This window comes from Paenibacillus sp. FSL R10-2788 (assembly GCF_038003885.1).
Classification (GTDB): Bacteria; Bacillota; Bacilli; order Paenibacillales; family Paenibacillaceae; genus Paenibacillus_AQ; species Paenibacillus_AQ odorifer.
In genome coordinates this window covers 2,760,148-2,784,613 of sequence record NZ_JBBOQA010000001.1, presented here as the reverse complement: position 1 = coordinate 2,784,613, position 24,466 = coordinate 2,760,148, and the positions used below count along the sequence as shown (strand labels likewise).

The window sequence follows — 24,466 nt, the reverse complement described above, 5'->3', positions numbered from 1 at the left end:
CCAAAGATTAATAAATAACTTTACACAGCAAAACACCGTTCCCATGGATTCATCCGGGAACGGTGTTTTTTTACAATTCATTCTAATCCTCAATCGTGGATAGATCTCCTGTCGGAAGATGCAGCTCCCATGCCTTCAGTACACGCCGCATGATTTTACCTGATCGTGTCTTCGGTAGTTTATCCTTAAACTCGATTTCTCGCGGCGCAGCATGTGCAGACAGGCCCGCTTTGACAAAAGCGGCGATCTCCTCTTTCAGAGCAGCAGTTGGAGTATAACCTTCTCTAAGCGAGATAAAAGCCTTAATAATCTCACCCCGCACAAGATCCGGTTTGCCGATTACACCCGCTTCTGCCACTGCCGGATGTTCCACTAATTTGCTCTCCACTTCAAATGGCCCAATACGCTCACCAGAAGAGTTGATAACATCATCAATTCGCCCCTGAAACCAGAAATATCCTTCGTCATCCATATAAGCGGAATCGCCAGAAATGTACCAGCCAGGAATCCGGAAATATTCCTCATACTTCGTCTGATTGTTCCAGATCGTTTTCATCATGGACGGCCACGGAGTTTTTATCGCAAGATTCCCCATAGAGAACGGTGGAAGAACATTTCCCCGATCATCCAGAATCGCTGCTTCAATCCCCGGTAACGGACGGCCCATTGAGCCTGGTTTGATATCCATTGCCGGATAATTACAAATCAATTGTGCCCCTGTTTCAGTCATCCACCAAGTATCATGTATACGCTGATTGTAAAATTTATCTCCCCACCGCACCACTTCCGGATTTAACGGTTCACCAACCGATAGAACATGGCGCAAGCTGCTTAAATCAATCCCCTGTAAGGAGTGCTCCCCTGCACCCATCAACATACGAAAAGCTGTAGGTGCGCTGTACCATACAGATACCTTATTCCGTTCGATTGTCTTATACCAATCCTGAGGACTAAAGCGGCCACCTCTAACTACATTGGTCACCCCGTTTAACCAAGGGGCAAATATGCCGTATGAAGTTCCGGTCACCCAGCCAGGATCTGCCGTACACCAGTATATATCGTCTTGACGTAGATCTAGCACTACTCTGCCTGTATAATAATGTTGAATCATTGCTCTATGCACATGATAAACGCCTTTGGGCTTTCCTGTAGAACCAGATGTATAATGCATAATAAGGCCGTCATCCAAATCAAGCCATTCTAAATTAAGATCAGCAGAAACGTTAGCCATCTCTTCTGCGAACCCTAAGTTTCCTTGCTCAATATCTGTTGCTCCACCTACTAGAAAAATATGACGAAGCTCCGGAAGCTCTTCTCGCTTGACCCGATGCAGCAATTCAGGCGTAGTTACCAGCGCAACGGCTCCACTATCCTCCAAACGATCCTTAACTGCTGTTTCCATGAAGGCTTCGAACAAGGGTCCTGCTATGGCTCCGATTTTGAGAATACCTAGCAGACTGAAATACAGTTCCGGTTGGCGAGGCATAAAAATAAATACCCTATCTCCTTTACCGATGCCATATTTACGCAATACATTTCCGAACCGATTCGACCGTTCCTGCAGATCGGTAAATGTATAGGATTCTTCCCGTACAGTGTCACTGTAGAGTAGGGCCGTTGCCGCTCCCCGCCCTTCATCAACATGGCGATCAACGGCTTCATAGGCCATATTAACCTTGCCGGTTTCATACCATGAGAAATTACGTTCAACATCCTCCCACTCAAAATTGGCTACTGCCTCCGCATAATCAGACATATTGGAGCTCTGCACACGACCCGGCAAAATTTCGCTATGGACTTGACCCATCACTCTTGCCTCCCTCACTCGTTTGATTTAAGCTTTAAGGGTAAGACTCATGTTTTAAATAATGATGTCAATGCAGTGAATGTGAATTTTTTATGTCTGAATTAGTATACCATAGCAAGCGTTTACATACCATTTTTTTGATCTGAAAGGAGCACTGTCATGGAGCATCGCAAAATCCCTATTTCCCATACTCTCTCCTATATGGGTAGAACGATAACTGTGAGCGGACCCCGATCTCCTGAGGACCTTGAAGCCCTGCATATGCATCAGGATCTAGATGCTTTTCGCAGGCCATTAGAGCAGCAAGAGGCGCTCGTAGAGATCGCCAGCTTGCCAGAAGGCCGTGTGATTACTGCGGTAGAGAATGATGTCATAGTGGGCTATGTGACCTTCCATTATCCAGATGAAATGGAGTTATGGTCACAGGGTGGGATGGAGGATCTTATTGAGCTTGGAGCGATAGAGGTGAGTAATGATTATAGAGGGGCCGGACTAGGCCGGCTGCTGATTTCTACTGCTTTTGAACGGGAGCAATTAGAGAATTGTATTATTTTTACAACAGAGTATTATTGGCACTGGGATTTAAAAGGCAGTGGGCTGGACGTGTGGGCCTATCGCCAAATGATGGAACGCCTGATGAAGACCGTTAATATGGTTTGGTATGCTACGGATGATCCGGAAATCTGCTCACATCCCGCTAACTGCCTAATGGTTCGCATTGGACAAGAGGTGCCCATGTCCTCTCAGGAGACCTTTGACAGAGTACGTTTTAGACAACGTTTCATGTATTGAGCATTAAATATGCTGCAGCATAAATTCTAATATGGAATGCGAGCGTTGTGAAGATTGTACTGTAAATTCTCTGAAATTCACCTCAGCTGATCCATCAGACTTATCTGACATCGAGCGAATGATGACAAAGGGCGTGGCGTTCATATGACAGACTTGGGCAACCGCCGCCCCTTCCATTTCCACACAAGCTCCATCCATTTGCTCTCTTAATTCAGCTACCATCTCCGCATTAGAAATGAATTGATCACCAGATAACACTTTGCCTATCAAGTACTTTTGACCTAACTCATTGCATGCCTTCTCAGCAAGCTGTACTAACGCAGGGTCTGCCTGGAAGACGGAAGTCTCCTGATAAGGAATTTCGCCTCTTGCGAACCCAAGCCCCGTAGCATCCATGTCATGTTGTACACATGTAGACGATATAACAATATCTCCAATATTCAATTCAGGATGTACAGCACCAGCAACCCCCGTAAACAGCACACGGGATACGCCAAAATTATCAATTAGAAGCTGAGTCGTAACTGCTGCATTTACTTTACCCACCCCAGATTTACAGAGCACTACGGATTTGCCTAATATATTTCCTATGTAATATTGTATACCTGCTTTAACTTTTGTCCGCTTGTCCTCCATGCCTTCTAGAAGCAGCTTAATTTCTTCATCCATCGCTCCGATTAATCCGATGATTTCACTCACAGCAAATGCCTCCTTTGATGATTTGTTTAATAAATAAAAACATAAAAAGCTCCATAAGGAGCTTTTTACGGAATAACTGTTCAGTTCTTAAATTACTTATTCAGATGATTAACCGACAAGCGGAGAATCGTTTCATGAGGCAGGATAACCCGCGGATTCTCAACGGTTTCTTTCTTCATAAGCTTGGTCAAAAGTCTCATCGCAACCGCGCCCAAATCGTACATAGGCTGAGCTACGGTTGTCAGCAAAGGACGAACCATCGAAGCCATACGAATGTTATCCACACTAATAATGGAGAAATCATCCGGTACCTTCAGACCTTCATCTTGAATACTGTGAATGGCGCCAATAGCCATTTCATCCGTTGCCGCAAAAATAGCGGTTGGTTTCTTCTTGAGTCCAAGGAAATACTTCATTGCTTCTACACCAGATTCATAGCGGTAGTTACCGATGCGTACCAAATCCTCTTGGTACTCGATTCCTGCCTGTTCCAGTGCTTTCTTGTAACCATGGAAACGTGCATATCCATTTGCAGGATCCTGCAGTGTGCCACTGATCATAGCAATCTCACGATGACCGTGACGAATCAATGTGTTCACAGCATCAAAAGCAGCGGTTTCATGATCGATGTCAACGGAAGGATAAGTTCCCTTCTCATCCCGTGTAGCACATAGAACAATCGGAACTGCAGAAGTCTGGAAAGCTTGAATATGTTCGTCAGTTACTGTACCCCCCATGAAGAGCAGACCATCGACCTGTTTCTCCAAAAGGGTATTAATGACACGAATTTCTTTCTCTTTACGCTTATCCGCGTTACACAATATGATATTGTAATGATACATGTTCGCGATATCTTCAATCCCGCGTGCAATTTCTGCAAAAATCGAGTTTGAAATATCAGGGATGACAACCCCAACGGTTGTCGTTTTCTTACTGGCAAGACCTCTTGCCACGGCATTGGGACGATATCCCAAACGTTCAATCGCTTCAAAAACTTTCTTCCGGGTCTGCGGTTTCACGTTAGGGTTATTATTCACAACCCGTGATACCGTAGCCATAGATACGCCTGCTTCTCGAGCTACATCGTAAATGGTTACCGTCAAATTACTCTCTCCATTGCGATAAATTTTATCGTTCGACTAATTAAAAATATGATACGACACTTTGTACATTTGTGCAATGATAACGCTTCATTTTCCTTTCAAAATTTCTTTCAAGGCTGAAAACGTCACCCTGGATTAAAATTGTGACCAGTGCTGGTTAACCTGTCCAAGAGCATCAATAATGTAACTTCTATCTATCGTAACAAAAAGTGAGTGAAAAATCCAACATTCCGTGAAAAATTTTCATTATTTTCACACAATTTTTTTATAATCTTCATTTTCAGTCATTTGGAAGGTTAATTGAGACAATCTTCGACTAGTTTCTTCCATCCAATGCTGGTCTGACAGCTTCTCAGCTAAACGATAGATATCGAGAAGCATATCGACTCGGGTCTGAATCCTCTCTCGGATTATCGCCTCTAGTTCTAATATTCCCCCTATTATAGTTTCTGACAAGGATTCTTTTAATACACTGGCCAATTCATTTCTCTCCGTAAACAAAAAATCTTTTCCCGGATCATCTCCACTGAGTTCTTTTACTAATTTGCCTAGATCTGCTTTAATAAACTGCAAAGGTTCATAACTAGCGCATTTTGGGCAGGTATAGACAGGAACATGCGTAATCTTCATCTTCGTATTAAAAATCAAAGAATGCATATGTAAGTTCATGAGGCCACCACAACTGCACAACTTCTCCATCAAATTATCTTTATACATCTTCTACACCTCTTGCACAAAATTAATAAAGCACAAAGTTTGACTTTTTCAACTTCTATATTCGACTCTACTCGATTAAAACCCTCCTTTATTGCATATAATGATTAAATTGGCAATTTGTCTATAATTTACATCCCTAAAGATGACTTCATATTTTAAATTTGATAGAATAATGAAAGAATCATGGGAATCGAAAGGAGCTTAACTAAATGAGACTAGCCGGTAAAAAGGTGATAGCACTCGTAGACGATGAATTTGAAGATTTGGAGCTCTGGTATCCCGTGTACCGGGTGAGAGAAGAAGGTGCCGAGGTTCACTTGGCAGGTCTGGAAAAAAATAAGACGTACGTCGGTAAATATGGCGTACCTGCTAAAGCAGAATACTCCTGGGACGAGCTTAATGCCGCAGATTATGATGGGATTTTGGTTCCAGGCGGCTGGGCTCCTGATAAAATTCGTAGATACAGTGCCGTTCTAAAGCTAGTACAGGATTTTAATGCGGCTAAAAAACCAATTGGGCAGATCTGCCATGCAGGCTGGGTATTAATTTCTGCTAAAATTCTGGAAGGTGTAACCGTCACCTCCACGCCGGGCATCCGTGATGACATGGAGAATGCCGGAGCCATCTGGAAGGATGAGGCTGTAGTTACGGATGGACATATCATCTCCGCTCGCCGCCCGCCAGATCTTCCTCCATACGGCAAAGCCTTTTGCGATGCACTTGCTGGGGAATAAACAGTAGGTATATAGTTTAAAATCAAACAAGCCCTGTTTCTCACAATTTGAGGAGCAGGGCTTTTGATTTGAGGCGTTTAAAATTCCAAATTATTACCTGATCCGCATAGAATCCGTCTCCATGATCATATTTGGATAATTTGTAAACCTAAAGGTCAAAGGTTGAGGCAGCTTTTCTTGACCCACGTTAAGAAAATAAGTTATTGTAGTTCCTTTTGCATCCTCTCTATACTCTCTATATCCGGAGTAATTATCATGTACAAGCCAATGTCCGCTTCCAGCGCTATCCACAAAATTATCGTCTATACCAAAACCGGTTGCTTCATGCAACTCCTCAACTTTTTTGGGAATCAATAAATCCAATACTATAATCCCCTGCTCTTCGTCCGCGGTCCGTTTGGAAATCGAGAGAGAGTTATCCGGTGCCTTTAAAATCTGCTGCGTTTCCGTGTTAATCACAAGCTCGACCTCTGATTGATCTAGAGCAGAGATTCCTTCAACTTCAAGTTTGATTGGATCATTAGGTCTCATATTGTCATTGTGGTAAATATTCGATCCACTTGCCCGCATTAGTTCCTCTTGATGATCCCCTTTTCCGAGGACAAGCTTAGGTGATAGCAAACTAAAAATCCTCATTGTATTCTCTCTGCCAAAGGTTTCCCGCATATAAATACCCGTAGGTCCAATATAAACCTGGTCCATTATAATTTTCTGTCCACCGATAGACAGACTATCCTTCAAATCAACAAGTTCTCCTTGAAAATAATTGTTATCGGCTTCCAGTGGAATTTTGACACCCATTTCTTTTATATCCTTGTTATTAAAAACTTGACTAAGAGCATCTGGAAAAAGCGATAATGTGATATTCAACTCCTCTGGTATCTCATCCTGATATTTATCCCAGACGATTTGCTCATACATACGAGTCGTCCCAGGGGACCCAACCTCTTGTGCATTAGAAGTGCTAAACCCGCTGTATCCACTAAGGTGGTATTTATCCTCTGGAGTCTTTTTCAAAGACAAGCCAAAAAGACGCATCTTCTGATCCGTATTATTCTGGATTGTATAAAGCACTGCAATGCCTCTTCGATCTGCAATGATTCCGTTAACAGTCCATGTTATCCCATCCACCTCAGAAGAAGAGATACTTACCTCCTTCATCATCCCTGCATCAAGTGCTGATTTAATCGTCAGATTATTAGCAATAACGGGTCTAAACAATTCAAGCTGGCCCCAGCTTTTTGGAGGTAATTGTGCACGTACGGGATTTATCATCTGATTTGCCCAAGGCACAATTATAAGTAAGGCGAATGCCAAGACCACCAATACAACAACAGCGTACCTTTTACTAAAAGACAAACGTGTACGGTTCCCTTGCTGCATCCCCCTGCGGATCGCAGTGTCCAGTTTTACATCCAAAATTTCTTCTGCCTCCGCATCGATTTTCTGAAAATAATCCTTAAGCAGCTTTTCTTCAGACTCAGCCATAAAATAGCTCCCCCTTCCGCTTCATTTTGTCACGCAATTGTTTTAATCCTTTATTCAGCCATGTCTTCACTGTGCCCTCTGGTTTATCCAGCACCTCTGCAATTTCGGCAAGGGTCATATCCTTGTAATATTTGAGCACCAGCACTTGGCGATATTTGGGTTTCACTCCATCCAGCGCTTGTTCCATGTCCAGTCTGCGGTCACTTTTCATCTCCATGATTCCCTCATCACTTCGAGCAGCTTCTGCGACTGTGTTCCTCTTTCGGCGCTTCAGCTCATCATTACAGCAATTAATCAAAATACGTGTTAACCAAGGAGCGAACCGCTCCGCGTCTTTTAAGCTCTTTCGTTTAATCCATGCGCGGCAGGTTGCCTCCTGCAAAACCTCCAGCGAATCCGCTTCATTTCGCAAATAGCTGTAGGCAATGCTATAAAGTTTTCTTTTCTGTCCAGCCACTTGCTCATAAAACAGCTCTTCGTCCGTAGCGGCCATTTCCATTTCATCATTTATAATGTGATCCATTTTCGGCCTGCCTCCCCCCTTGCCTTTATTCCTAAATCGGTTCTGTGTAACTCTCTCTATGTATTGACTGCGCTGCAGGGTAAACGGTTTTGTTTTTTTAAAAGTATGTCATAAATATAGAAAAAGGCTCGGCAAGAATGCCGAACCTTGATATGAATTGAATAAAAGTTACAGTAACTTTAGGATGAGGCTTTCTCCTGTAGTTCTCCGCTTGATCCAAGCGTAAGGCCACTTTTTTGCGCAAACGCAGTTAACATTTCTTCCGTCTCTGAGCTTGTACGATGATGGAAACACGCTTTGGCAATTCTTTTGGCATCCTTGGCCAATGTGTTCAGTGTGCGGTGTTTAACCTTCAGCAGCGCCTGCGGCGACATGCTGAGATCTCTAATTCCCAGCTCCAGCCAAAGAGGCAAAGAACGCTCATCCGCCGCCATTTCACCACATACACTGATATCAATCTTGGCATTACGTGCCGCTTCTACCGTCATACGGATCATTCGCAGAACCGCTGGATGGTACGGATGATACATATGAGCAATTTGTTCATTCATACGGTCTACCGCTAACACATATTGAACCAAATCATTAGTGCCGATACTGAAAAAGTCAACTTCCTCAGCCAATAAATCCGCAATCATAACCGCCGCCGGAACTTCAATCATAATACCCACGGGAAGATTCCGGTTAAAAGGGATATCTCGTTGCTCCAGCTCAGCTTTCACTTCTTCTAAAACAGCTTTTGCCGCCTGCACTTCCTCTACGGAAGAAATCATCGGAAACATTAACTTTACATTCCCGTATGCACTTGCCCGCAAAATGGCACTTAGCTGGGTTTTGAACATATCCAATCGATCCAAGCTGATGCGAATCGCCCGATAACCAAGGAAAGGATTCTGTTCTTCAGGCAGCTGGATATAATCCAACTGCTTGTCCCCGCCAATATCCAGCGTACGAATCACTACAGTGTTGTTGCCCACCTTCTCGACAACCTGTTTATACACTTCAAATTGTTCATCCTCAGTTGGAAAAGATCTGCGATCCATATAAAGAAACTCGGTACGGAACAGGCCTACACCTTCAGCACCATACTTAAGTGCTATGTTGAGTTCTTTAACTGAACTGATATTGCCGGCAAGTCGCAGGTTCACACCATCCTTGGTGACAGCCTCCACGGTGGCGAGCAGTTCCAGCTGCTCTTTCTTTTTATGCTGTTTATCCCGAATCGCTACATATTCATTTATCGTAAGTTCATCTGGGTGGATTTGTACAGATCCGGTATCGCCGTCGATCACAAGCATGTCCCCGGTCTGAATAGGATTAGACAGATTATTCTCCAAGCCCGCTACAAGCGGAATGCCTAGCGCACGAGCCATAATGGAGGAATGTGAGGTTTTACCGCCCATCATGGTGACAATACCTAGAACATAAGTTGGATTCAAGTGAGCTAGCTGGGAAGGAGACAACTCCTTCGCAACAAGAATATATGGCTGTGTATCCGATGGTAACGTAACCTCTGGAGCGCCTAAAAGATGTTTTAAAAGACGGTTTCCGACATCCTTGATATCAACCGCCCGCTCCTTCATGTACTCATCGTCTAGCAGATCAAACATCGCTACAAAATGATCAATCGCTTCTTTCACAGCTACTTCTGCCGCTTTGTACTGGCGTTCAATGATCCCGCGGATTTCACTCATGAACACAGGATCATCTAAGATCGCCAGATGAGCATCAAAAATACTCGATTCCTCCGGACCTACCACTTCTCTGAACTCTTTTTTGATGAATTCAATCTCGTCCTTAGAGGTACGGATACCTTCGTATAAACGCTCAAACTCCTTAGCTAGATCCACTGGGTTCACTTGTGTATCCGGTAAGCTCCATTCCCAGTTCGGCAAGACAAAGGCCTTCCCGATAGCTACACCTGCTGCTGCGCCTATGCCTTGTATCATCCTTCAATCCCTCCAACGTTACTTTCGTGTAAGACTACGGACATTACTGATGATTGCCCCTTTTTAACATTTTTAAATGGAGCATAGCTCCATGATTTGACCCGATCAGGATTCGTGATCACCATCGGTGTAGCCAATGAGGCCGCATGTTCACGCAAATAAGCGAGGTCGAATTTAACAAGCAATTGACCTGGCTCCACGCTGTCGCCTTCTTTTACAACCGCCTCGAAAGGTCCCTTGAGCTGTGAAGTGTCGATCCCTATATGCATGAGTACTTCCAGCCCTTCCGGCGTCGAAATACCCACGGCATGCATTGTAGGATAGACGTGCATAACTTTCCCGAATACGGGTGAAGTAAGTTCCCCTTTTTCCGGCAAAAATGCAACCCCATCGCCCACTAGCTTAGCTGCAAAAATGTGATCAGGCACTTCCTCGATGGGCATCATTCTGCCCTGCATTGGCGAACTGAACAGCACCTGCGGCAAATCACGAAGCATAAGCTTGTTAATCTCCTCGCGGATCAGTTCAGAATACGTGCCAAATACTACCTGGACATTTCCGCCGCCCAGCTTGATAATCCCTGCGGAACCCAAACCTTTAAGCGCTCCAGTATCTATATATCGGTCATTATGAACCGTAAGCCGCAGACGGGTGATACAGGACTGCACTTGTACAATATTCTCCTTGCCCCCAAGCGCCTCTAAGATTAGCGGTGCCTGATAAGGGATATTGCCGGCCCAATCCCCAAGCTCTGAACCTTCTTCACGCCCCGGTGTCGGGATCTGAAAACGGCGAATCGCCCAGCGAAATAAATTATAGTATACAATCCCATAGCCGATACCAATCGGAATCAGCAGCCAAGCCCTCTGTGATAAATGCATGTTCAAGAAGAAATCGATGGCTCCAGCCGAATAGGAGAACCCGTGATGGATTCCCAGCATGTAGGTCAGTACCATTGCGAGACCGGACATTACAGTATGTACCGCGAACAAATACGGAGAAGCAAATAAAAATGCAAATTCGATCTGCTCCGAAACCCCGGTCAGAAAACAAACCAACGCCGCCCGTACAAAAGTCTTTTTAATCTTGGGCTTCAAATCCTCGCGCGCTTCCTGAATAATTGCAAAAGCAATGGCAGGCAGCGCAAACATCATAATCGGAAACAACCCCGCCATAAAAATCCCCGCCGTAGGATCGCCTGCAAAAAAACGCGGCAAATCCCCCTGAACCACAGCACTGCCATCAGGAGTCGTAAAATTCCCAAATTGAAACCAAAACACATTATTAAGAATATGATGTAGTCCAAAAGCGGTCAGAACCCTATATAGGACCCCATAGATAAAAACACCAAACCCGCCCGTCTGCAATATTCCCTGAAAAAGATTATCCAGCCCAATCTGCAGCAGCGGAGATATTCCTAACATTACCCACGCGAACCCGGCAGAAAATAAGCCCATGAACAGCAAAACAAAACGCGACCCTCCAAAAAACTGGATCGCCTCTGGAAGCTTAATATTTTTAAACCGGTTTTGCGCGACACCGGCAACGATCCCCAGCAAAATTCCGATTAGTGTTGCAGGTTGTACAAGCCCGTCTCCCATTTGGGTGACAATTCGGTCGTAAGTGAACATCCCAGCCAGCGCTGCAAGCCCCGCCGTTCCGGCTTGATTGGATAAACCCCATGCTACACCTACAGCGAACAAATAAGGCATATAATAAAATATTGCCTGCCCCGCGTAAGTAGCCACTTCAGACACCGAAGAAAGTCCCCATGCAGACCAAGGTAAGCTGCCCAAACTCAGCAAAATGGCTGCCGCCGGCAGTACCATGGTAGGAAGCATTATGGCTCTGCCCAATTGCTGCAATGATCCGAGCCAATTCAAGGCTACCCTCTCCTTTCTTTCTATATTGAATGGTAAGCGCTGCGGGGATTTTTGTCAAAAGAAACTCATGAGATCTTCACGTTACATTTTTAAAACAAATATTCTCACTTTCCACTAAACATTTATTCATTAGAATTCATAGAACGGCTGGTATTTACGTGGGGCTATTAATACTACAGAGTCAGAATCGGGTTTAAGTGTACTTTGTGCAACTATTCCTATCGACGTTACTCTGAGCACCTTTTTAACTGCACTTTATACAACTATTTTTAGTGATTTTCCACTTCATCTAATCTTTGATGCGTTCTAAGTGTACAAAGTGCAACTATTTCGCATTTAGATAGCTATTTTAGCGTTTTAGTTGTATAAAGTGCAATTATTCCCTTGCGCAGCTGTCCTATAGATGTCCCTAGCATACCTGATTGGATTGGATTTGATTTGATTTGATTTGATCTGGTCTGGTCTGGTCTAGTCTGGTCTGAACTGATCTGATCCCAGAGCATTCGATTCATAACATCGAACTTTTCTCCCCCCATTAGCTATCTCCAACACCCTAAACTCACAGTTAGGAATTCCACCTGAGTTTAAGTGTACTTTGTGCAACTATTCCTATCGACGTTACTCTGAGCACCTTTTTAACTGCACTTCATACAACTATTTTTAGTGATTTCCCACTTAACCTAATCTTTGATGCGTTCTAAGTGTACAAAGTACAACTATTTCGCATTTAGATAACTATTCCGGCGATTTAGTTGTACAAAGTGCAATTATTCCCTTGCGCAGCTATCGTATAGATGTCCCTCGCATACCTGATTGGATTGGATTGGATTTGATTGGATTTGATTTGTTTTGATCTGGTCTGATCTGATCTGAACTGGTCTCAGAGCATTCGCTTCATAACATCGAACTTTTCTCCCCCCATTAGCTATCTCCAACACCCTAAACTCACAGTTAGGAATTCCACCTGAGTTTAAGTGTACTTTGTACAACTATTCATATCGACGTTACTCTGAGCACTTTTTTAACTGCACTTCATACAACTATTTTTAATGATTTCCCTCTTCATCTAATATTTGATGCGTTTTAAGTGTACAAAGTACAACTATTTCGCATTTAGATGGCTATTTCGGCGATTTAGTTGTACAAAGTGCAATTATTCCCTTGCGCAGACTCTAAAGATCCTCTTACCACATTTGATCTGGTCTGAGAGCCTTCACCTCATAATACCGAATTCTTTCTCCCTGATTAACCGGCTTCAGCAACCCCTTCTCACTTAATGATTGCAGCAATCGACGCGCCGTACGGAAATTAATGCAGAAATGCGTGGCCACATCCTTTGGACGAACCGGTCTACCGAGACGCCAAGCGAAACGCAGAACCTCTTTTTCCTCAGACAAAATAGCTACGCTAGCAAAATTACGAGCCAAGTAAGGCGCCAGCACCAGTTGCAACAGCATGCGGCAGACCTCGGGACGTTGCTGGATATCATCAAAAGAAAAATGAATCATCCTCCAGCCCATCCCAGTCAAAAAAGTGTCCCTATTTACTGAATAGTTGAATTTTTCGCGGTCCATATCTTTCACATGGCTTTGATATCCATCACACTCGATCCCAAAGCTGCTGCCCGTCTGCGGAAGAAAAGCAAAGTCCAAAAATTGTGATTTGCGATTCCAGTCATATACTTCGTATTCTGGATGCAAATCGTCTAGGGACTCAAACATAGGCCACCATACATTCTGCAAAAATAGCTTTTCCGCAAAATTATTGCCTCTAACCAGCCTCCCTCTTTTTTCACCTGTTCTTGATTTCATATGTTGGTCGATAAACAAACCATGCGCTTCTTCAAACTCCATAACCTAGCCTCCCCTACAAAATAAAAAAACGCCCTTCACCGCAAAAAGCGGTTAAAGGACGTTCTTCGTCTAATCTCATTATAACTAGCTCAACAGGCGAGTTACATTAAAAATCGCACCTTGTGTTACACAATACCTCTTACTTTGGCTGATCTCCATCATCTAAGTTTGCTATAACCTCAGCGTCATAAATTTAAACCTAGTTAGTTTATTCCTCTTTTGCTCGTTCTCGCCAGTTTACTCATTATTCACCAGCTAGTTCGTTCTTCGCCAGTTAGTTCGTTCTTCACCAGTTAGTCCGTTCTTCGCCAGCTAGCTCGTTCTTCATCAGCTAGTTCATTCTTCACCAGCTAGTTCGTTATTCGTCAGTTCCTTGTTACGTCCGTTGGTCAACGATAACTGTAATCACCACACACTTAACTCAGTGTTCAGTTCAACAGTATATGACCAACCCTACTGCCGGCTACGCCCATGCATTGTGATCGCTTCTTCGACCTTGATGCAGCGGTCCATAATGGCGATCATACCGTGCTCAGCGGCGATTTTAGCGGCTTCTGCGCTAACTATACCCTGCTGGAGCCACAGCACACGTGCGCCAATGTCAGCAGCCTCCTGCGCGACCTTTGCGCAGTGTTCGCTTCGACGGAATACATTGACGATGTCCACTGGCTCCGGAATTTCTGCTAAAGTGTGATAACACTTTTCTCCCAGGATCTCACCATCCACCGTTGGGTTAACGGGAATGATCCGATATCCCCGGCTTTGCATGGCGCCCGCGACCATATAAGAGGTTCGGTCTGTTTTGTCTGACAAGCCGACAACAGCAATGTTACCTGCGGAAGCAAGGATATCTCCGATCTGCTCCCGACTTGGATTCTCAAAGCTCATAAGTAGTGCCCCTTTCCATAGTTACACTTAATGATCCTTGTTTAACTGAAGCTAGATACGCTAGCTCCCTCATTCCTATTGTACCCACTCCACATTCGCACCAAGCGCACGCAAGTGATCAAAATATTGCGGATAAGATTTTGCCACATGATGTGCATCCTTAATCAAAAGAGGTTTACGCGCACGCAGGCCCACTACGGATAGTGCCATAATTACGCGGTGGTCATAATGCGCATTAATGGTGACTCCGCCTTCGACACCTTCAGGCATACCGTGAACAATTATCTCATCGCGGCGTTCTTCTACCTTAGCTCCGGCACGGGTTAATTCTGCTAAGTAATCGGTAATGCGATCGCATTCCTTATAACGCAAATTCTCAACATTGTAGAATCGGGAGGTGCCTTCTGCAAATACTGCGGCAGCCACCATGGCCAATACCGCATCGGTTGCAGCATCTCCATCAAATTCAACAGCTTTTAGGATACCGTTCCCTTGGACATGTACTGTGCCCTCTTCATGAGTAAGAGGAACTTCCATCATCCGCAGCACATCAACAATGGCTCTTTCACCTTGTTTACTTTGTTCTGCAAGACGGTGGATTTTCACATCCGACTTTGTAACGGCAGCCGCCGCAAGGATTGCCGCAGAGCCTGGGTAGTCACCTTGAACAGTATATGACTTAGCTGCATAAGCTTGACGACCTGGAACTTTAAAGGACATGTAATCATCCGCAGCGTGCACCACAATACCTGCCTGCTCCAACACTTCCAAGGTCTGGCCCACGACAACCTTCGATTTCAAATCATCGAGGACAATAATTTCACTATCTTCTTCAAGCAATGGTGTCAGGAATAATAGAGCACTTAAGAACTGGGAGCTTACTGCACCAGAGACAGTAATTCTGCCTCCAACCGGTTTACCCCCACGGATCGTGATTGGCAATTTCCCTTCATTATGCTCCACCTGAACACCTAGCTGTTCCAGCGCCACAATCAAGTCGTCATGCGGACGTTTGCCCAATGAGTCTGGATACGTATTTACAAAAGTAACCTCAGGACTTAACGCGGCCACAGCCATAAGAAAACGCAGCACCGCTCCGGCATTTCCTACATTAAGTTCTTTAACGTCTTTTGGATGACGTCCGAAGCCTTGAATCACAATCTTTTCCTCATCCTCTGTAAGCACAGCACCCAAATCTGCTATGCAGCGACGGATCGCGTCGCTATCCTCACTATGTGCAGGATGATAAATCGTACTTACTCCTTCAGACAATGCCGCAACCAGCAGATAACGTGTCGTATAGTTTTTGGAAGAGAGGGCTCCAAATTCTCCTTGCAGAGATGGCGTTGGCCTAACAATAACGTCCATAATATAAACTCTCCTTAGTAGATGTAGTGGGTATGTAATGCTCGTTTGACAGGGTATTCTGTTCTTGTGTTATCATTAAACCATTCTTCTGATGAAAAGAGGTCAAACCCATGCATAATGTACCACAAATCACACCGCAAGAATTACGGCAGTGTATAGAGACAGGTGAAGACCTTGTACTCATCGATGTTCGCGAAGACGAAGAGGTGGCCTCTGGGATGATTCCAGGTGCACAACATATCCCTATGGGAGAAATTCCACACCGTACTGAGGATATTCCAAGCGACGCCAAAGTGATCTTCATTTGCCGTTCCGGTGCCCGCAGCCAACGTGTCTGCGAATATCTACAGCAGTTTGGTTATAACGCTGCGAACCTCAGCGGTGGTATGATTGAATGGAATGAGACACTCTCTTAAAAGCTCAACCGCGGTAATGCATTAAAATATGTTGCGACACTTCTGCCGCAGTCAGTCCCGTTGTATCGACCGTGTAATGCGCGAATAGGTATGCATCCTGGCGATCTTCCATGATTCGTCTGACCCGTTCTTCTGCATTGCCGGCGAGCAGCGGACGATTCTGATCCCCGCTAACACGTGCAATAATCTCTTCCTCAGTTGCCTTTAGCGCAACCACATGCCCTTTACTCAGCATTAAGGCTGTATTCCCCGGCGCCAATACCGCGCCACCACCAGTGGATATTAATTTATTCTCAGACTCTAGCATTTGCTTAAGAACCGCAGTTTCTACGCTTCGAAAGTATTCCTCACCATCTTCTGCGAAGATTTCTGCAATGCTTCTGCCTTCAGTCTCAATAATGACATGATCCAAATCAACCAGCTCATAGCCCAGCTCCTCGGCCAAAATAGCACCAACAGTTGACTTACCAGTCGCCATCATCCCTACTAAAATAATGTTTTTGTTCTTATCTTCCTGACTCATCGTTTTTAGTTCTTCTGTATCCCCAGCCATGACTATCCTCCAACCGCGATATTTGTCATATCATAACACAGGGTCAAAACATTAGACAATCCGCTTCTTCCAGTAAAAAAAGACCCGAAAGGCTCCCCATTTCTGGTGAAGCCGTCCGGGCCGCTTGTCATTCAGTCAATTAGATTATTCTGCTGCCATCCAGTTGTGGTGGAAGACGCCTTCTTTGTCCACACGTTTGAAGGTGTGAGCGCCAAAGTAATCACGTTGAGCCTGAAGCAAGTTAGCAGGCAAACGTTCTGTACGGTAGCTGTCATAGTAAGCCAATGCGCTGGAGAATCCAGGGACTGGAACACCCAAAGTTACCGCAGAAGCAATGACTTTACGCCATGCAGATTGGTAATTATCCATAACATTCTTGAAGAAAGGATCAAGAAGCAGATTCTTAAGCTCTGCATTGTTCTCATAAGCATCTGTGATGTTTTGTAGGAAACGGGAACGGATAATGCAGCCGCCGCGCCAGATTTTAGCCAGCTCGCCATATTTCAGATCCCAACCATATTCGTCGGAAGCTACGCGAAGTTGAGCGAAACCTTGCGCGTAGGATACGATTTTGCTCGCGAACAATGCTTTACGCACGTTCTCGATGAATTCGGCTTTGTCGCCTTCAAATGTTATTGCTTCTGGTCCGTTAAGCACTTTGCTTGCTTCTACGCGCTCATCCTTCATAGCAGACAGGAAGCGGGAGAATACGGATTCGGTAATCATGGACAGAGGTACACCAAGATCTAGTGAGCTTTGGCTTGTCCATTTACCAGTACCCTTTTGGCCAGCGGAATCAAGGATAACGTCAACCATAGGTTTGCCGGTTTCTTCGTCATATTGAGCAAAGATATCAGTAGTGATCTCGATCAGGTAGCTGTCGAGCTCGCCGCTGTTCCACTCTTTGAAAATATTGTGAAGTTCTTTTGCATCCAGACCTAGAACATCTTTCAACAACTGATAAGCTTCACAGATCAATTGCATATCACCATATTCGATACCGTTGTGCACCATTTTAACATAGTGTCCTGCACCGTCAGGTCCGATATATGTACAGCAAGGCTCTCCGTCCACTTTGGCTGAGATTGCCGTTAGGATAGGCTCTACAAGTTTATACGCACTTTCTTGACCACCTGGCATAATCGAAGGACCTTTAAGAGCACCTTCTTCACCACCAGAAACTCCAGTACCGATAAAGCGGAAACCTTTTTCTTCCAGCTCTTTACTGCGACGAACTGTATCAGGGAAGTAAGCATTCCCTCCGTCGATAATGATGTCGCCTTGATCAAGATGCGGCAGCAGTTGCTCGATGGTAGCATCAGTAGCTTTACCAGCTTGAACCATGATCAGAATTTTGCGCGGTGTTTCCAGCGAAGCTACAAATTCCTCAACAGAAAATGTGCCTACGAGGTTTTTACCTTCCGCTTCAGCAAGAAGATCATGTGTCTTCTCCGGGGAGCGGTTGAATACGGATACGGAAAAACCTTTGCTTTCGATATTTAGAGCCAAATTCTTGCCCATTACCGCCAAGCCAATAACGCCGATTTGTTGTTTTGCCATCTGGTCCTCCACCCTTTGCACCCTATATTTTTGTGAAATCCATTTCTCGCAGTATAAGAATACCACCCTTTATCAGAGACAGCAAAGCCTGCCCTGCGAATAGAGATCAATTTCATTGACAAATTCAGACCAAGAAATGATCACAATGACTATTTTAACGTTTTTAACGTCAGAAGTGAACCCCTGTCTGCAAGTTCCAATACAAATATAAGACACCCCGATGAACAGGGTGCCTTGAAAGAACATTTGCCCGGCACTTGCTTACCATTCTAACATAAACAATTCCTTGGTCAAAAAGGCAAGCTCAGCTCGACATTTGTCCGCGCGAACCGTATCTCCAGCCTTTAATGCATCATTTAACCGATCCAACTGTTCATCAACTTCAATTCTCCGCTGGCGAACCCGTTCTTCCCCTTCAATAGAATAAAAGAGTCTTGTCAGCTCCTCATCTGTGAGCATAGGTCCCTTCTGATATAACACACGCTGCTGATAACCAGAAATTTCAACCAGGCGAATCACTTCGCCAAACAGAATATTTTCAATAATAATCTGCCGATCCCGGAAACGCTTAACGATAGCATGCCCGCGCATATCCCCAATTAATTTCTCCATCCACTCTGACAAGCGAGCATCACGGATCATATAATCGCCCACAAGCTTATAGCCGTCCTTAATCCTTTGAAACCGCAATTTCACTAACTTACGACCCGTACGGACCGAAATCACAAAGACCTGTTCATTCTCGCTCCAATATAGGGAATAACCTTCTTGAATCAAATCCTTGATCAGGTCCTGGATATGCTGTCTGTCGAACCGCAGTTCCAGGTTACAATATTCCACCTCGTCGTTTTTGTTCACGGCACTCCCCCCTAACAGCTTCACATCTGTAAAGCCAGCCTTCATTAGTTCAATTCCAGAGTAATCATGGCTGCCGGACCTCTTCTTGAGTTAACTTCCTTTTTGCGTTCGTCTTAATCTTATTTTATACTTCAGTTTATGTAGCGGTAACTTGGTTTATTGACTATTTTTACCCGCAACAGCCTTTCTCCAAACGCTGAGCGAGAATTTTAATGCCTTTTAGTCCTTTTGGAGCATAGGCGTTCTAGTCCTTCAGCTGCACAGTGTCATACAGAAGACCTTCGAAACTTACTTCCGTTATATCTTATGTCCTTCTAATTTTCTAAAAAAACCGCTGATATACCGGATCATTCTTCGGTTATCAGCGGCTCTTTATTTTCCTCAGCTAGTCTTAAATTTCTGTTTCGTTCTATGCACAATAAGCAGATGCAGCCCGAAGAGCAGCAGCATTACAATGGCACTTGCCAGGAATGGGACACCATGTCCTACATGATCCCATAATCTTCCTGACAAAACTGGCCCCGCTACCATTCCTGATCCTTGGAGTGTCAGGAACAACCCCCAGACCGTCCCTCGTTCTCCCTTAGGTACTTGCTTAGCCAGAAAGGCATTCCATGCCGGGAGGATAAGCGCGTAGCTTATACCGACCAGTGCCACCGCGATAAAGGCAAGTGGCAGCCAGCGAACCTGAGAGAAAAAGGCCAGTGAAAAGGCAGCTAACAAAAAACCTATATTCAGAAACACCGTTGTCCCTATGCGGTCCACCAGCTTGCCTGCGGGAATAAGTGCAAGAACTGTAATCCCTCCCCCTGCAATGAGGAGCAAACTGAATTGATTGGGACTAACATGCAGCTCTGTACGTGCAAACAAGGTAACTACAGGCGTCATCAAGCCAATGGCGAAGGCTTGTAGGAACAAGGCTGGGTACAGCCATCTGCTGACTTTCAGGGTAGTTCTCACCTGATGCAGCGTTCTTTTTATACTTTCTATCGGACTAAGCTTTTTACGATCCATTGCTCCGCCAAGTCCATGCATGTCCCTCACGACAGCATGAGACCCGCTGGAAGAGATTCGTTTAGGTAAGAAAAGGGCTACTACAACTACAGCGGCAGCACAACCTAACAAGACCAGAAAAGCCACATGATAACTCTGTCCACCCTGATCCATTAAAAAATTCACAACAATTGGACCGATTCCTGTTCCTGCGAGAGAGGCCATCTCAACAGCGCCCATGGCCGCACCACTGCTGCCGCTTTTGGTTGATCCGGCGAGTTCGGTAATTCCGGTCATCACACATGGCCAAAGCGGAGATGTCCCGATCCCAAGAATGAGACAGGCGATGGATAACGCAACGGCCGTTTTGGCATAGATTATCAAGCCAATGGCTACTAGAATCAGCAACAATGCACCTGTCATCGTCCAGCGGAACCCTATGCGCTCCATAACCCAGCCTGAAGGGCTGCGGAAGACGTTGTCCCCCAAATACTGTAGGGCAAAAGCGAATCCCACTACTGTCACCGACAGGCCCAGTATATTCTCCATATACACCGGCAACAAGGCAACAAGCAGCGAACCTTTAACAAATTCAACTAAAAAAATAATTACCCACATCTCCACAATAAATGGTGATGCTAAACTAATATTCATCCGTTGTTCAGCTTTCGTGGACATTCTATCACATCCAAATCCTAGTATTCTGAAGATTGTTTTGTTATACTGATGCTTGCCTTAAAAATTAACTATTCGCGAAAGGTTGTGACAGCATTAAATGAATCAACACCGTACTCCCCTCTTCACAGCTCTAAAAAAGCATGCCGCCGGCAATCCAGTTCAATTTCATATTCCCGGGCATAAGAAGGGGCTAGGAACCGATGCCGAATTCCGTGAGTTTATCGGCGATAACGCTCTATCCATAGATCTAATCAACATCGCACCGCTTGATGATCTACATCAGCCAACTGGCGTAATCCAGGAGGCTCAAAAGCTGGCTGCGAAGGCTTTCGGCGCCGACTATACGTATTTTAGCGTACAGGGCACGAGCAATGCCATCATGACGATGATCCTCTCTGTCTGCTCACCGGGTGAAAAAATAATTGTGCCGCGTAACATTCATAAATCCGTAATGTCGGCCATTATCTTCTCCGGAGCCAAGCCTGTGTTCGTCTCGCCTGTACAGGATGAGAATCTCGGGATAGATCACGGCATAACCACCAGTGCGCTGGAACGAGCGTTAAAGCGTCATCCAGACGCTAAAGGAGTTCTAGTTATCAATCCAACGTACTTCGGCGTATGTGCCGACCTGCGTTCGATTGTCGACCTGGCTCACCGTTACGGGGTACCCGTACTGGTGGACGAGGCACATGGAGTACTGATTCATTTTCATGAGGATCTGCCGGTATCGGCCATGCAGGCCGGTGCGGACATAGCTGCCACTAGTGTGCATAAGCTTGGTGGTTCCATGACGCAAAGCTCGGTACTGAATCTAAATGCGAAGACTGGGCTGATTAACCCACAACGGGTGCAGACCATTATGAGCATGCTGACAACAACATCAACCTCATATATTTTATTGGCGTCTCTCGATACATCTAGACGTAATCTCGCGCTGAACGGACATGAAATGGCGGAAAGAACGATCCAATTGTCCAACTACGCACGCGAGACCATTAACACTATCGAAGGCTTGTACAGTTTTGGTAAAGAAATACTTGGAACTGAAGCAACTTTCGATCTAGATCCAACCAAACTTAACATTCATGTTCGCCATTTAGGGATCACAGGTTACGAAACCGAAAACTGGCTGCGTGAGAAATACAACATCGAAGTTGAACTGAGTGACATGTATAATATTCTTTGCCTTATTACCCCAGGTGATACTCAAGAATCAGTAGATAAATTATTAGCTGCTTTGCGGGTGTTGTCCGCCATCCATTATAGCAAGGGTGAAATCTATGAACTGAAGGTTCAGGTTCCAGAAATCCCGCAGCTTGCTTTGATTCCAAGAGATGCTTTTTATGCTGACACTCAGTTAGTTCCGTTCCGCGAATCTGCCGGGTACATCATTGCAGAGTTTATCTATGTATATCCACCGGGGATACCGATTCTCCTCCCTGGCGAAGTCATTACTCAGGATAATATCGACTACATTATCGACCACGTCGAAATCGGTCTGCCGGTTAAAGGTCCTGAGGACCGCAGCATCACTAATGTTAAGGTGATTGTTGAAGCCGATCCTATATCCTAAGATCCATCTTTTCCTAAAAAAACTTCAATCATTTATACAAAAACCCGATACCATAATGAGTATCGGGTTTCTGTATATAAGCATCAACTGTCCCATTCACATAGAACAGCTTAAGTTTAGTCGCTAGAATCTATTCTTGCTGAGCAAGCAGATTGTTGTAAGCTTCTTCAACAGCTTTCCATTCTTCTTCATCTTCGATATTATACAATACCATTTCTTCGTCTTCTTCTTCCATACGCAGAATAATGCCGTCTGCTTCTGGATTCTCGCGCTCTAACAACAGAGCATATAATTTCTCGCCTATGTCGAACGTTTCTACAAGCACCATTTCCACATCTTCGCCCTGCTCGTTCGTCAAGGTCAGCACAAACTCCTCGTGCTCATGGTCGTGATCATGCCCGCAACCGCATGCTTCACCATGCTCATGTTTGTGATCGCTCATTGTAATACCTCACTTTGAATTGTATTATCCTACATCTGGTATCGTACCACGTTAGATTAGTTCAGGTCAATTTAGAACACCTAATTTAACGCTGTAATTACCTTCTCCGACACAAGTACGTAATCTGCATTTTTGGATGGCTTAATATAGAAGCCTACCCGATATTTGCCCGCTTCTTTAAAGTCATAAGTAAACTCAGAGGTTGGAAACCAGAAATTATCCTTCTGTGAGCCTTCAAGCACCTGCGACTGAATATCCTTAACGTTACCAGACGGATCTGTCATGGCTACTTTCACAGCTGAAATCTCTTCAGTCAGGCTATCTACCTGTGTTAATATCTTAATTTTCAGCTTGCCTACGTTGACATTGCCAAAAACCGTATCCCCTTTAAAAAGTACAATATGGACATTAGGTTTAAGAATCGTAACTTTCCCAGAACCGTCCCAAGTAACAACCCCGCCTGTTTCTCTAGCAGGAATGTACGTTTTTCCATCAATTAGATAACCGCCGTCTACAATTTCTTTTCCGTTGCTCCATACTCTAATTTTCTGATTAACGGAATCGGCGAATAATAATGAGCCACCCATTAAGGAAAAAGCAAACACGCACAAAGTGATTTTTTTCCATCTATTCATTTGAGACCCTCCAGATAATTCATGCTGTTAATATATACTTACTTTGTTTCAGCAAGTTGCGCTAATTTTAGGTAAATATTTCATTGATCTTGCGAAAAATGATATTATGGTCTTATTCGAAGCAGAAACATTAGCTATAACCGATTTCAGGAGGGTTCTTTCTTATGAGTCTAAGCCTACAAATGCTAGGAACAGGCAATGCTTTTGCGAAAAAATATTTTAACAACAATGGCTTGCTGCTAGATGAAAATTACACCCTGCTGATTGATTGCGGGATAACAGCCCCGCTTGCCATGCATAGACTTGGAAAATCCTTCAATGACGTAAATGCTACGCTCATTACACATATTCATGCGGATCACGTTGGAGGGCTGGAAGAGCTTGCGCTAACCTTAAAGCATGTGCACGGTAAAAAAATGACCTTGCTGCTTCCTGAGACACTTATAGAGCCCTTGTGGAACAATACATTAAAGGGAGGCTTGTACCAAGAAGATGCTGTATCTTCCTTATCTGATATCTTCGAAGTTAAGCCCTTGCAGCCTGAAATTACCTACAACCTCTCTCCTACTCTTTCATTAGAGATCGTACAAACACCGCATATTCCCGGCAAAAACAGTTATTCCCTTCTAATAAATAACGAGATTTTTTATAGTGCGGACATGACCTTTCAGCCGGATCTACTGATTAGCCTTGTGCGGGAGCGCGGGATCCGGATCATCCTGCATGACTGCCAATTAGGCGGAACAGGCGTTGTTCACACTACGCTGGAAGAGCTGATGTCTCTGCCTAAAGATGTTCGCGAACGGATCAAGCTCATGCATTATAGCGATGAACAACCAGATTTCGTCGGACTTACAGGGGAGATGGAATTTTTAGAGCAGCATGTGAATTATAAGTTCTGATCTTTGCATATAAAAAAAGCCGTACATAAACGTCTGTTGACGTATGTACGGC

The 24,466-nt window shown here is 44.6% G+C and carries 23 protein-coding genes; 5 read left to right on the top strand and 18 right to left on the bottom strand.

Annotation, left to right across the window (positions count from 1 at the left end; translation table 11 throughout):
• Positions 1-82 precede the first annotated feature (82 nt).
• Positions 83-1,807 carry an acetate--CoA ligase gene (acsA, locus tag NSQ50_RS12200; RefSeq protein WP_036686145.1) on the bottom strand — a complete coding sequence of 575 codons (1,725 nt, stop codon included), beginning with the start codon at positions 1,805-1,807 and terminating at the stop codon, positions 83-85.
• A 159-nt stretch (positions 1,808-1,966) separates the two neighbouring features.
• Here acsA and NSQ50_RS12195 point away from each other — a divergent pair, with 159 nt between their 5' ends.
• Positions 1,967-2,599 carry a GNAT family N-acetyltransferase gene (locus tag NSQ50_RS12195; protein WP_076223883.1) on the top strand — a complete coding sequence of 211 codons (633 nt, stop codon included), beginning with the start codon at positions 1,967-1,969 and terminating at the stop codon, positions 2,597-2,599.
• Between the two features lie 3 nt (positions 2,600-2,602).
• Here NSQ50_RS12195 and NSQ50_RS12190 read toward each other — a convergent pair whose 3' ends face one another.
• From NSQ50_RS12190 to NSQ50_RS12180, 3 genes are all read right to left on the bottom strand, one after another.
• The gene (locus NSQ50_RS12190; protein ID WP_036686141.1) at positions 2,603-3,298 is read right to left on the bottom strand and encodes a 5'-methylthioadenosine/adenosylhomocysteine nucleosidase; all 696 of its coding nucleotides are present in this window, start codon (positions 3,296-3,298) and stop codon (positions 2,603-2,605) included.
• Between the two features lie 92 nt (positions 3,299-3,390).
• Positions 3,391-4,401: a catabolite control protein A gene (gene ccpA / locus NSQ50_RS12185; RefSeq protein ID WP_036686140.1), complete on the bottom strand. Its 1,011-nt coding sequence runs from the start codon at positions 4,399-4,401 to the stop codon at positions 3,391-3,393.
• A 252-nt stretch (positions 4,402-4,653) separates the two neighbouring features.
• On the bottom strand, positions 4,654-5,118 hold the full coding sequence (locus NSQ50_RS12180) for a hypothetical protein (RefSeq protein WP_036686138.1): 465 nt from the start codon (positions 5,116-5,118) through the stop codon (positions 4,654-4,656).
• 209 nt (positions 5,119-5,327) lie between these two features.
• Here NSQ50_RS12180 and NSQ50_RS12175 point away from each other — a divergent pair, with 209 nt between their 5' ends.
• The gene (locus NSQ50_RS12175; protein WP_036686137.1) at positions 5,328-5,852 is read left to right on the top strand and encodes a type 1 glutamine amidotransferase domain-containing protein; all 525 of its coding nucleotides are present in this window, start codon (positions 5,328-5,330) and stop codon (positions 5,850-5,852) included.
• A gap of 93 nt (positions 5,853-5,945) precedes the next feature.
• Here NSQ50_RS12175 and NSQ50_RS12170 read toward each other — a convergent pair whose 3' ends face one another.
• The 8 genes from NSQ50_RS12170 to aroA form a co-directional block, all read right to left on the bottom strand.
• Positions 5,946-7,340 carry a DUF4179 domain-containing protein gene (locus NSQ50_RS12170; protein WP_076223885.1) on the bottom strand — a complete coding sequence of 465 codons (1,395 nt, stop codon included), beginning with the start codon at positions 7,338-7,340 and terminating at the stop codon, positions 5,946-5,948.
• The gene (locus NSQ50_RS12165) at positions 7,333-7,863 is read right to left on the bottom strand and encodes a sigma-70 family RNA polymerase sigma factor (protein WP_094902125.1); all 531 of its coding nucleotides are present in this window, start codon (positions 7,861-7,863) and stop codon (positions 7,333-7,335) included. Before NSQ50_RS12165 ends, NSQ50_RS12170 begins: the two co-directional genes overlap by 8 nt.
• Positions 7,864-8,042: 179 nt before the next feature.
• A complete protein-coding gene (ptsP, locus tag NSQ50_RS12160; protein WP_036686134.1) occupies positions 8,043-9,812 on the bottom strand; it encodes a phosphoenolpyruvate--protein phosphotransferase in 1,770 nt (589 codons plus the stop codon).
• Positions 9,809-11,695, bottom strand: a complete 1,887-nt coding sequence (locus tag NSQ50_RS12155) for a glucose PTS transporter subunit IIA (RefSeq protein ID WP_036686132.1) — start codon at positions 11,693-11,695, stop codon at positions 9,809-9,811. The genes ptsP and NSQ50_RS12155 overlap by 4 nt, the downstream gene beginning before the upstream one ends.
• 344 nt (positions 11,696-12,039) lie before the next feature.
• Complete coding sequence (locus NSQ50_RS12150) at positions 12,040-12,231, bottom strand: hypothetical protein (RefSeq protein WP_076223887.1); 192 nt, start codon at positions 12,229-12,231, stop codon at positions 12,040-12,042.
• A 648-nt stretch (positions 12,232-12,879) separates the two neighbouring features.
• Complete coding sequence (locus tag NSQ50_RS12145; RefSeq protein WP_076223889.1) at positions 12,880-13,548, bottom strand: hypothetical protein; 669 nt, start codon at positions 13,546-13,548, stop codon at positions 12,880-12,882.
• Positions 13,549-14,001: 453 nt separating this feature from the next.
• Positions 14,002-14,436: a CoA-binding protein gene (locus NSQ50_RS12140; RefSeq protein ID WP_076212713.1), complete on the bottom strand. Its 435-nt coding sequence runs from the start codon at positions 14,434-14,436 to the stop codon at positions 14,002-14,004.
• 75 nt (positions 14,437-14,511) lie between these two features.
• Positions 14,512-15,804, bottom strand: a complete 1,293-nt coding sequence (gene aroA / locus NSQ50_RS12135; RefSeq protein WP_036686127.1) for a 3-phosphoshikimate 1-carboxyvinyltransferase — start codon at positions 15,802-15,804, stop codon at positions 14,512-14,514.
• Positions 15,805-15,914: 110 nt separating this feature from the next.
• Here aroA and NSQ50_RS12130 point away from each other — a divergent pair, with 110 nt between their 5' ends.
• Positions 15,915-16,220 (top strand): rhodanese-like domain-containing protein, encoded by a 306-nt coding sequence (locus NSQ50_RS12130; RefSeq protein WP_038570249.1) that lies wholly within the window; start codon positions 15,915-15,917, stop codon positions 16,218-16,220.
• A gap of 4 nt (positions 16,221-16,224) precedes the next feature.
• Here the strand turns inward: NSQ50_RS12130 and NSQ50_RS12125 are convergent, their stop codons facing one another.
• The 4 genes from NSQ50_RS12125 to NSQ50_RS12110 form a co-directional block, all read right to left on the bottom strand.
• A complete protein-coding gene (locus NSQ50_RS12125; protein ID WP_256717053.1) occupies positions 16,225-16,773 on the bottom strand; it encodes a shikimate kinase in 549 nt (182 codons plus the stop codon).
• A gap of 144 nt (positions 16,774-16,917) precedes the next feature.
• Positions 16,918-18,333, bottom strand: a complete 1,416-nt coding sequence (gndA, locus tag NSQ50_RS12120; protein WP_076104782.1) for an NADP-dependent phosphogluconate dehydrogenase — start codon at positions 18,331-18,333, stop codon at positions 16,918-16,920.
• A gap of 261 nt (positions 18,334-18,594) precedes the next feature.
• Positions 18,595-19,191 carry a hypothetical protein gene (locus NSQ50_RS12115; RefSeq protein WP_036686566.1) on the bottom strand — a complete coding sequence of 199 codons (597 nt, stop codon included), beginning with the start codon at positions 19,189-19,191 and terminating at the stop codon, positions 18,595-18,597.
• Positions 19,192-19,572: 381 nt separating this feature from the next.
• The gene (locus tag NSQ50_RS12110; RefSeq protein ID WP_036686122.1) at positions 19,573-20,862 is read right to left on the bottom strand and encodes an MFS transporter; all 1,290 of its coding nucleotides are present in this window, start codon (positions 20,860-20,862) and stop codon (positions 19,573-19,575) included.
• Between the two features lie 97 nt (positions 20,863-20,959).
• On the opposite strand from NSQ50_RS12110, the gene NSQ50_RS12105 reads away from it, so the two are divergent.
• On the top strand, positions 20,960-22,435 hold the full coding sequence (locus NSQ50_RS12105; protein ID WP_036686120.1) for an aminotransferase class I/II-fold pyridoxal phosphate-dependent enzyme: 1,476 nt from the start codon (positions 20,960-20,962) through the stop codon (positions 22,433-22,435).
• A gap of 130 nt (positions 22,436-22,565) precedes the next feature.
• Here NSQ50_RS12105 and NSQ50_RS12100 read toward each other — a convergent pair whose 3' ends face one another.
• The gene (locus NSQ50_RS12100) at positions 22,566-22,877 is read right to left on the bottom strand and encodes a DUF1292 domain-containing protein (RefSeq protein WP_036686118.1); all 312 of its coding nucleotides are present in this window, start codon (positions 22,875-22,877) and stop codon (positions 22,566-22,568) included.
• A gap of 80 nt (positions 22,878-22,957) precedes the next feature.
• Positions 22,958-23,512 carry a copper amine oxidase gene (locus NSQ50_RS12095; protein ID WP_036686116.1) on the bottom strand — a complete coding sequence of 185 codons (555 nt, stop codon included), beginning with the start codon at positions 23,510-23,512 and terminating at the stop codon, positions 22,958-22,960.
• Between the two features lie 164 nt (positions 23,513-23,676).
• Here NSQ50_RS12095 and NSQ50_RS12090 point away from each other — a divergent pair, with 164 nt between their 5' ends.
• The gene (locus tag NSQ50_RS12090) at positions 23,677-24,414 is read left to right on the top strand and encodes an MBL fold metallo-hydrolase (RefSeq protein ID WP_036686115.1); all 738 of its coding nucleotides are present in this window, start codon (positions 23,677-23,679) and stop codon (positions 24,412-24,414) included.
• Positions 24,415-24,466: the final 52 nt, after the last annotated feature.

Coding starts and splice junctions, on each gene's coding strand:
- acsA (WP_036686145.1), bottom strand. CDS start 1,807: ATGGGTCAAGTCCATAGCGAAATTTTGCCGGGTCGTGTGCAGAGCTCC.
- NSQ50_RS12195 (WP_076223883.1), top strand. CDS start 1,967: ATGGAGCATCGCAAAATCCCTATTTCCCATACTCTCTCCTATATGGGT.
- NSQ50_RS12180 (WP_036686138.1), bottom strand. CDS start 5,118: ATGTATAAAGATAATTTGATGGAGAAGTTGTGCAGTTGTGGTGGCCTC.
- NSQ50_RS12175 (WP_036686137.1), top strand. CDS start 5,328: ATGAGACTAGCCGGTAAAAAGGTGATAGCACTCGTAGACGATGAATTT.
- NSQ50_RS12170 (WP_076223885.1), bottom strand. CDS start 7,340: ATGGCTGAGTCTGAAGAAAAGCTGCTTAAGGATTATTTTCAGAAAATC.
- NSQ50_RS12165 (WP_094902125.1), bottom strand. CDS start 7,863: ATGGATCACATTATAAATGATGAAATGGAAATGGCCGCTACGGACGAA.
- ptsP (WP_036686134.1), bottom strand. CDS start 9,812: ATGATACAAGGCATAGGCGCAGCAGCAGGTGTAGCTATCGGGAAGGCC.
- NSQ50_RS12150 (WP_076223887.1), bottom strand. CDS start 12,231: ATGGGGGGAGAAAAGTTCGATGTTATGAATCGAATGCTCTGGGATCAG.
- NSQ50_RS12145 (WP_076223889.1), bottom strand. CDS start 13,548: ATGGAGTTTGAAGAAGCGCATGGTTTGTTTATCGACCAACATATGAAA.
- NSQ50_RS12140 (WP_076212713.1), bottom strand. CDS start 14,436: ATGAGCTTTGAGAATCCAAGTCGGGAGCAGATCGGAGATATCCTTGCT.
- aroA (WP_036686127.1), bottom strand. CDS start 15,804: ATGGACGTTATTGTTAGGCCAACGCCATCTCTGCAAGGAGAATTTGGA.
- NSQ50_RS12130 (WP_038570249.1), top strand. CDS start 15,915: ATGCATAATGTACCACAAATCACACCGCAAGAATTACGGCAGTGTATA.
- NSQ50_RS12125 (WP_256717053.1), bottom strand. CDS start 16,773: ATGGCTGGGGATACAGAAGAACTAAAAACGATGAGTCAGGAAGATAAG.
- gndA (WP_076104782.1), bottom strand. CDS start 18,333: ATGGCAAAACAACAAATCGGCGTTATTGGCTTGGCGGTAATGGGCAAG.
- NSQ50_RS12110 (WP_036686122.1), bottom strand. CDS start 20,862: ATGTCCACGAAAGCTGAACAACGGATGAATATTAGTTTAGCATCACCA.
- NSQ50_RS12105 (WP_036686120.1), top strand. CDS start 20,960: ATGAATCAACACCGTACTCCCCTCTTCACAGCTCTAAAAAAGCATGCC.
- NSQ50_RS12100 (WP_036686118.1), bottom strand. CDS start 22,877: ATGAGCGATCACAAACATGAGCATGGTGAAGCATGCGGTTGCGGGCAT.
- NSQ50_RS12095 (WP_036686116.1), bottom strand. CDS start 23,512: ATGAATAGATGGAAAAAAATCACTTTGTGCGTGTTTGCTTTTTCCTTA.
- NSQ50_RS12090 (WP_036686115.1), top strand. CDS start 23,677: ATGAGTCTAAGCCTACAAATGCTAGGAACAGGCAATGCTTTTGCGAAA.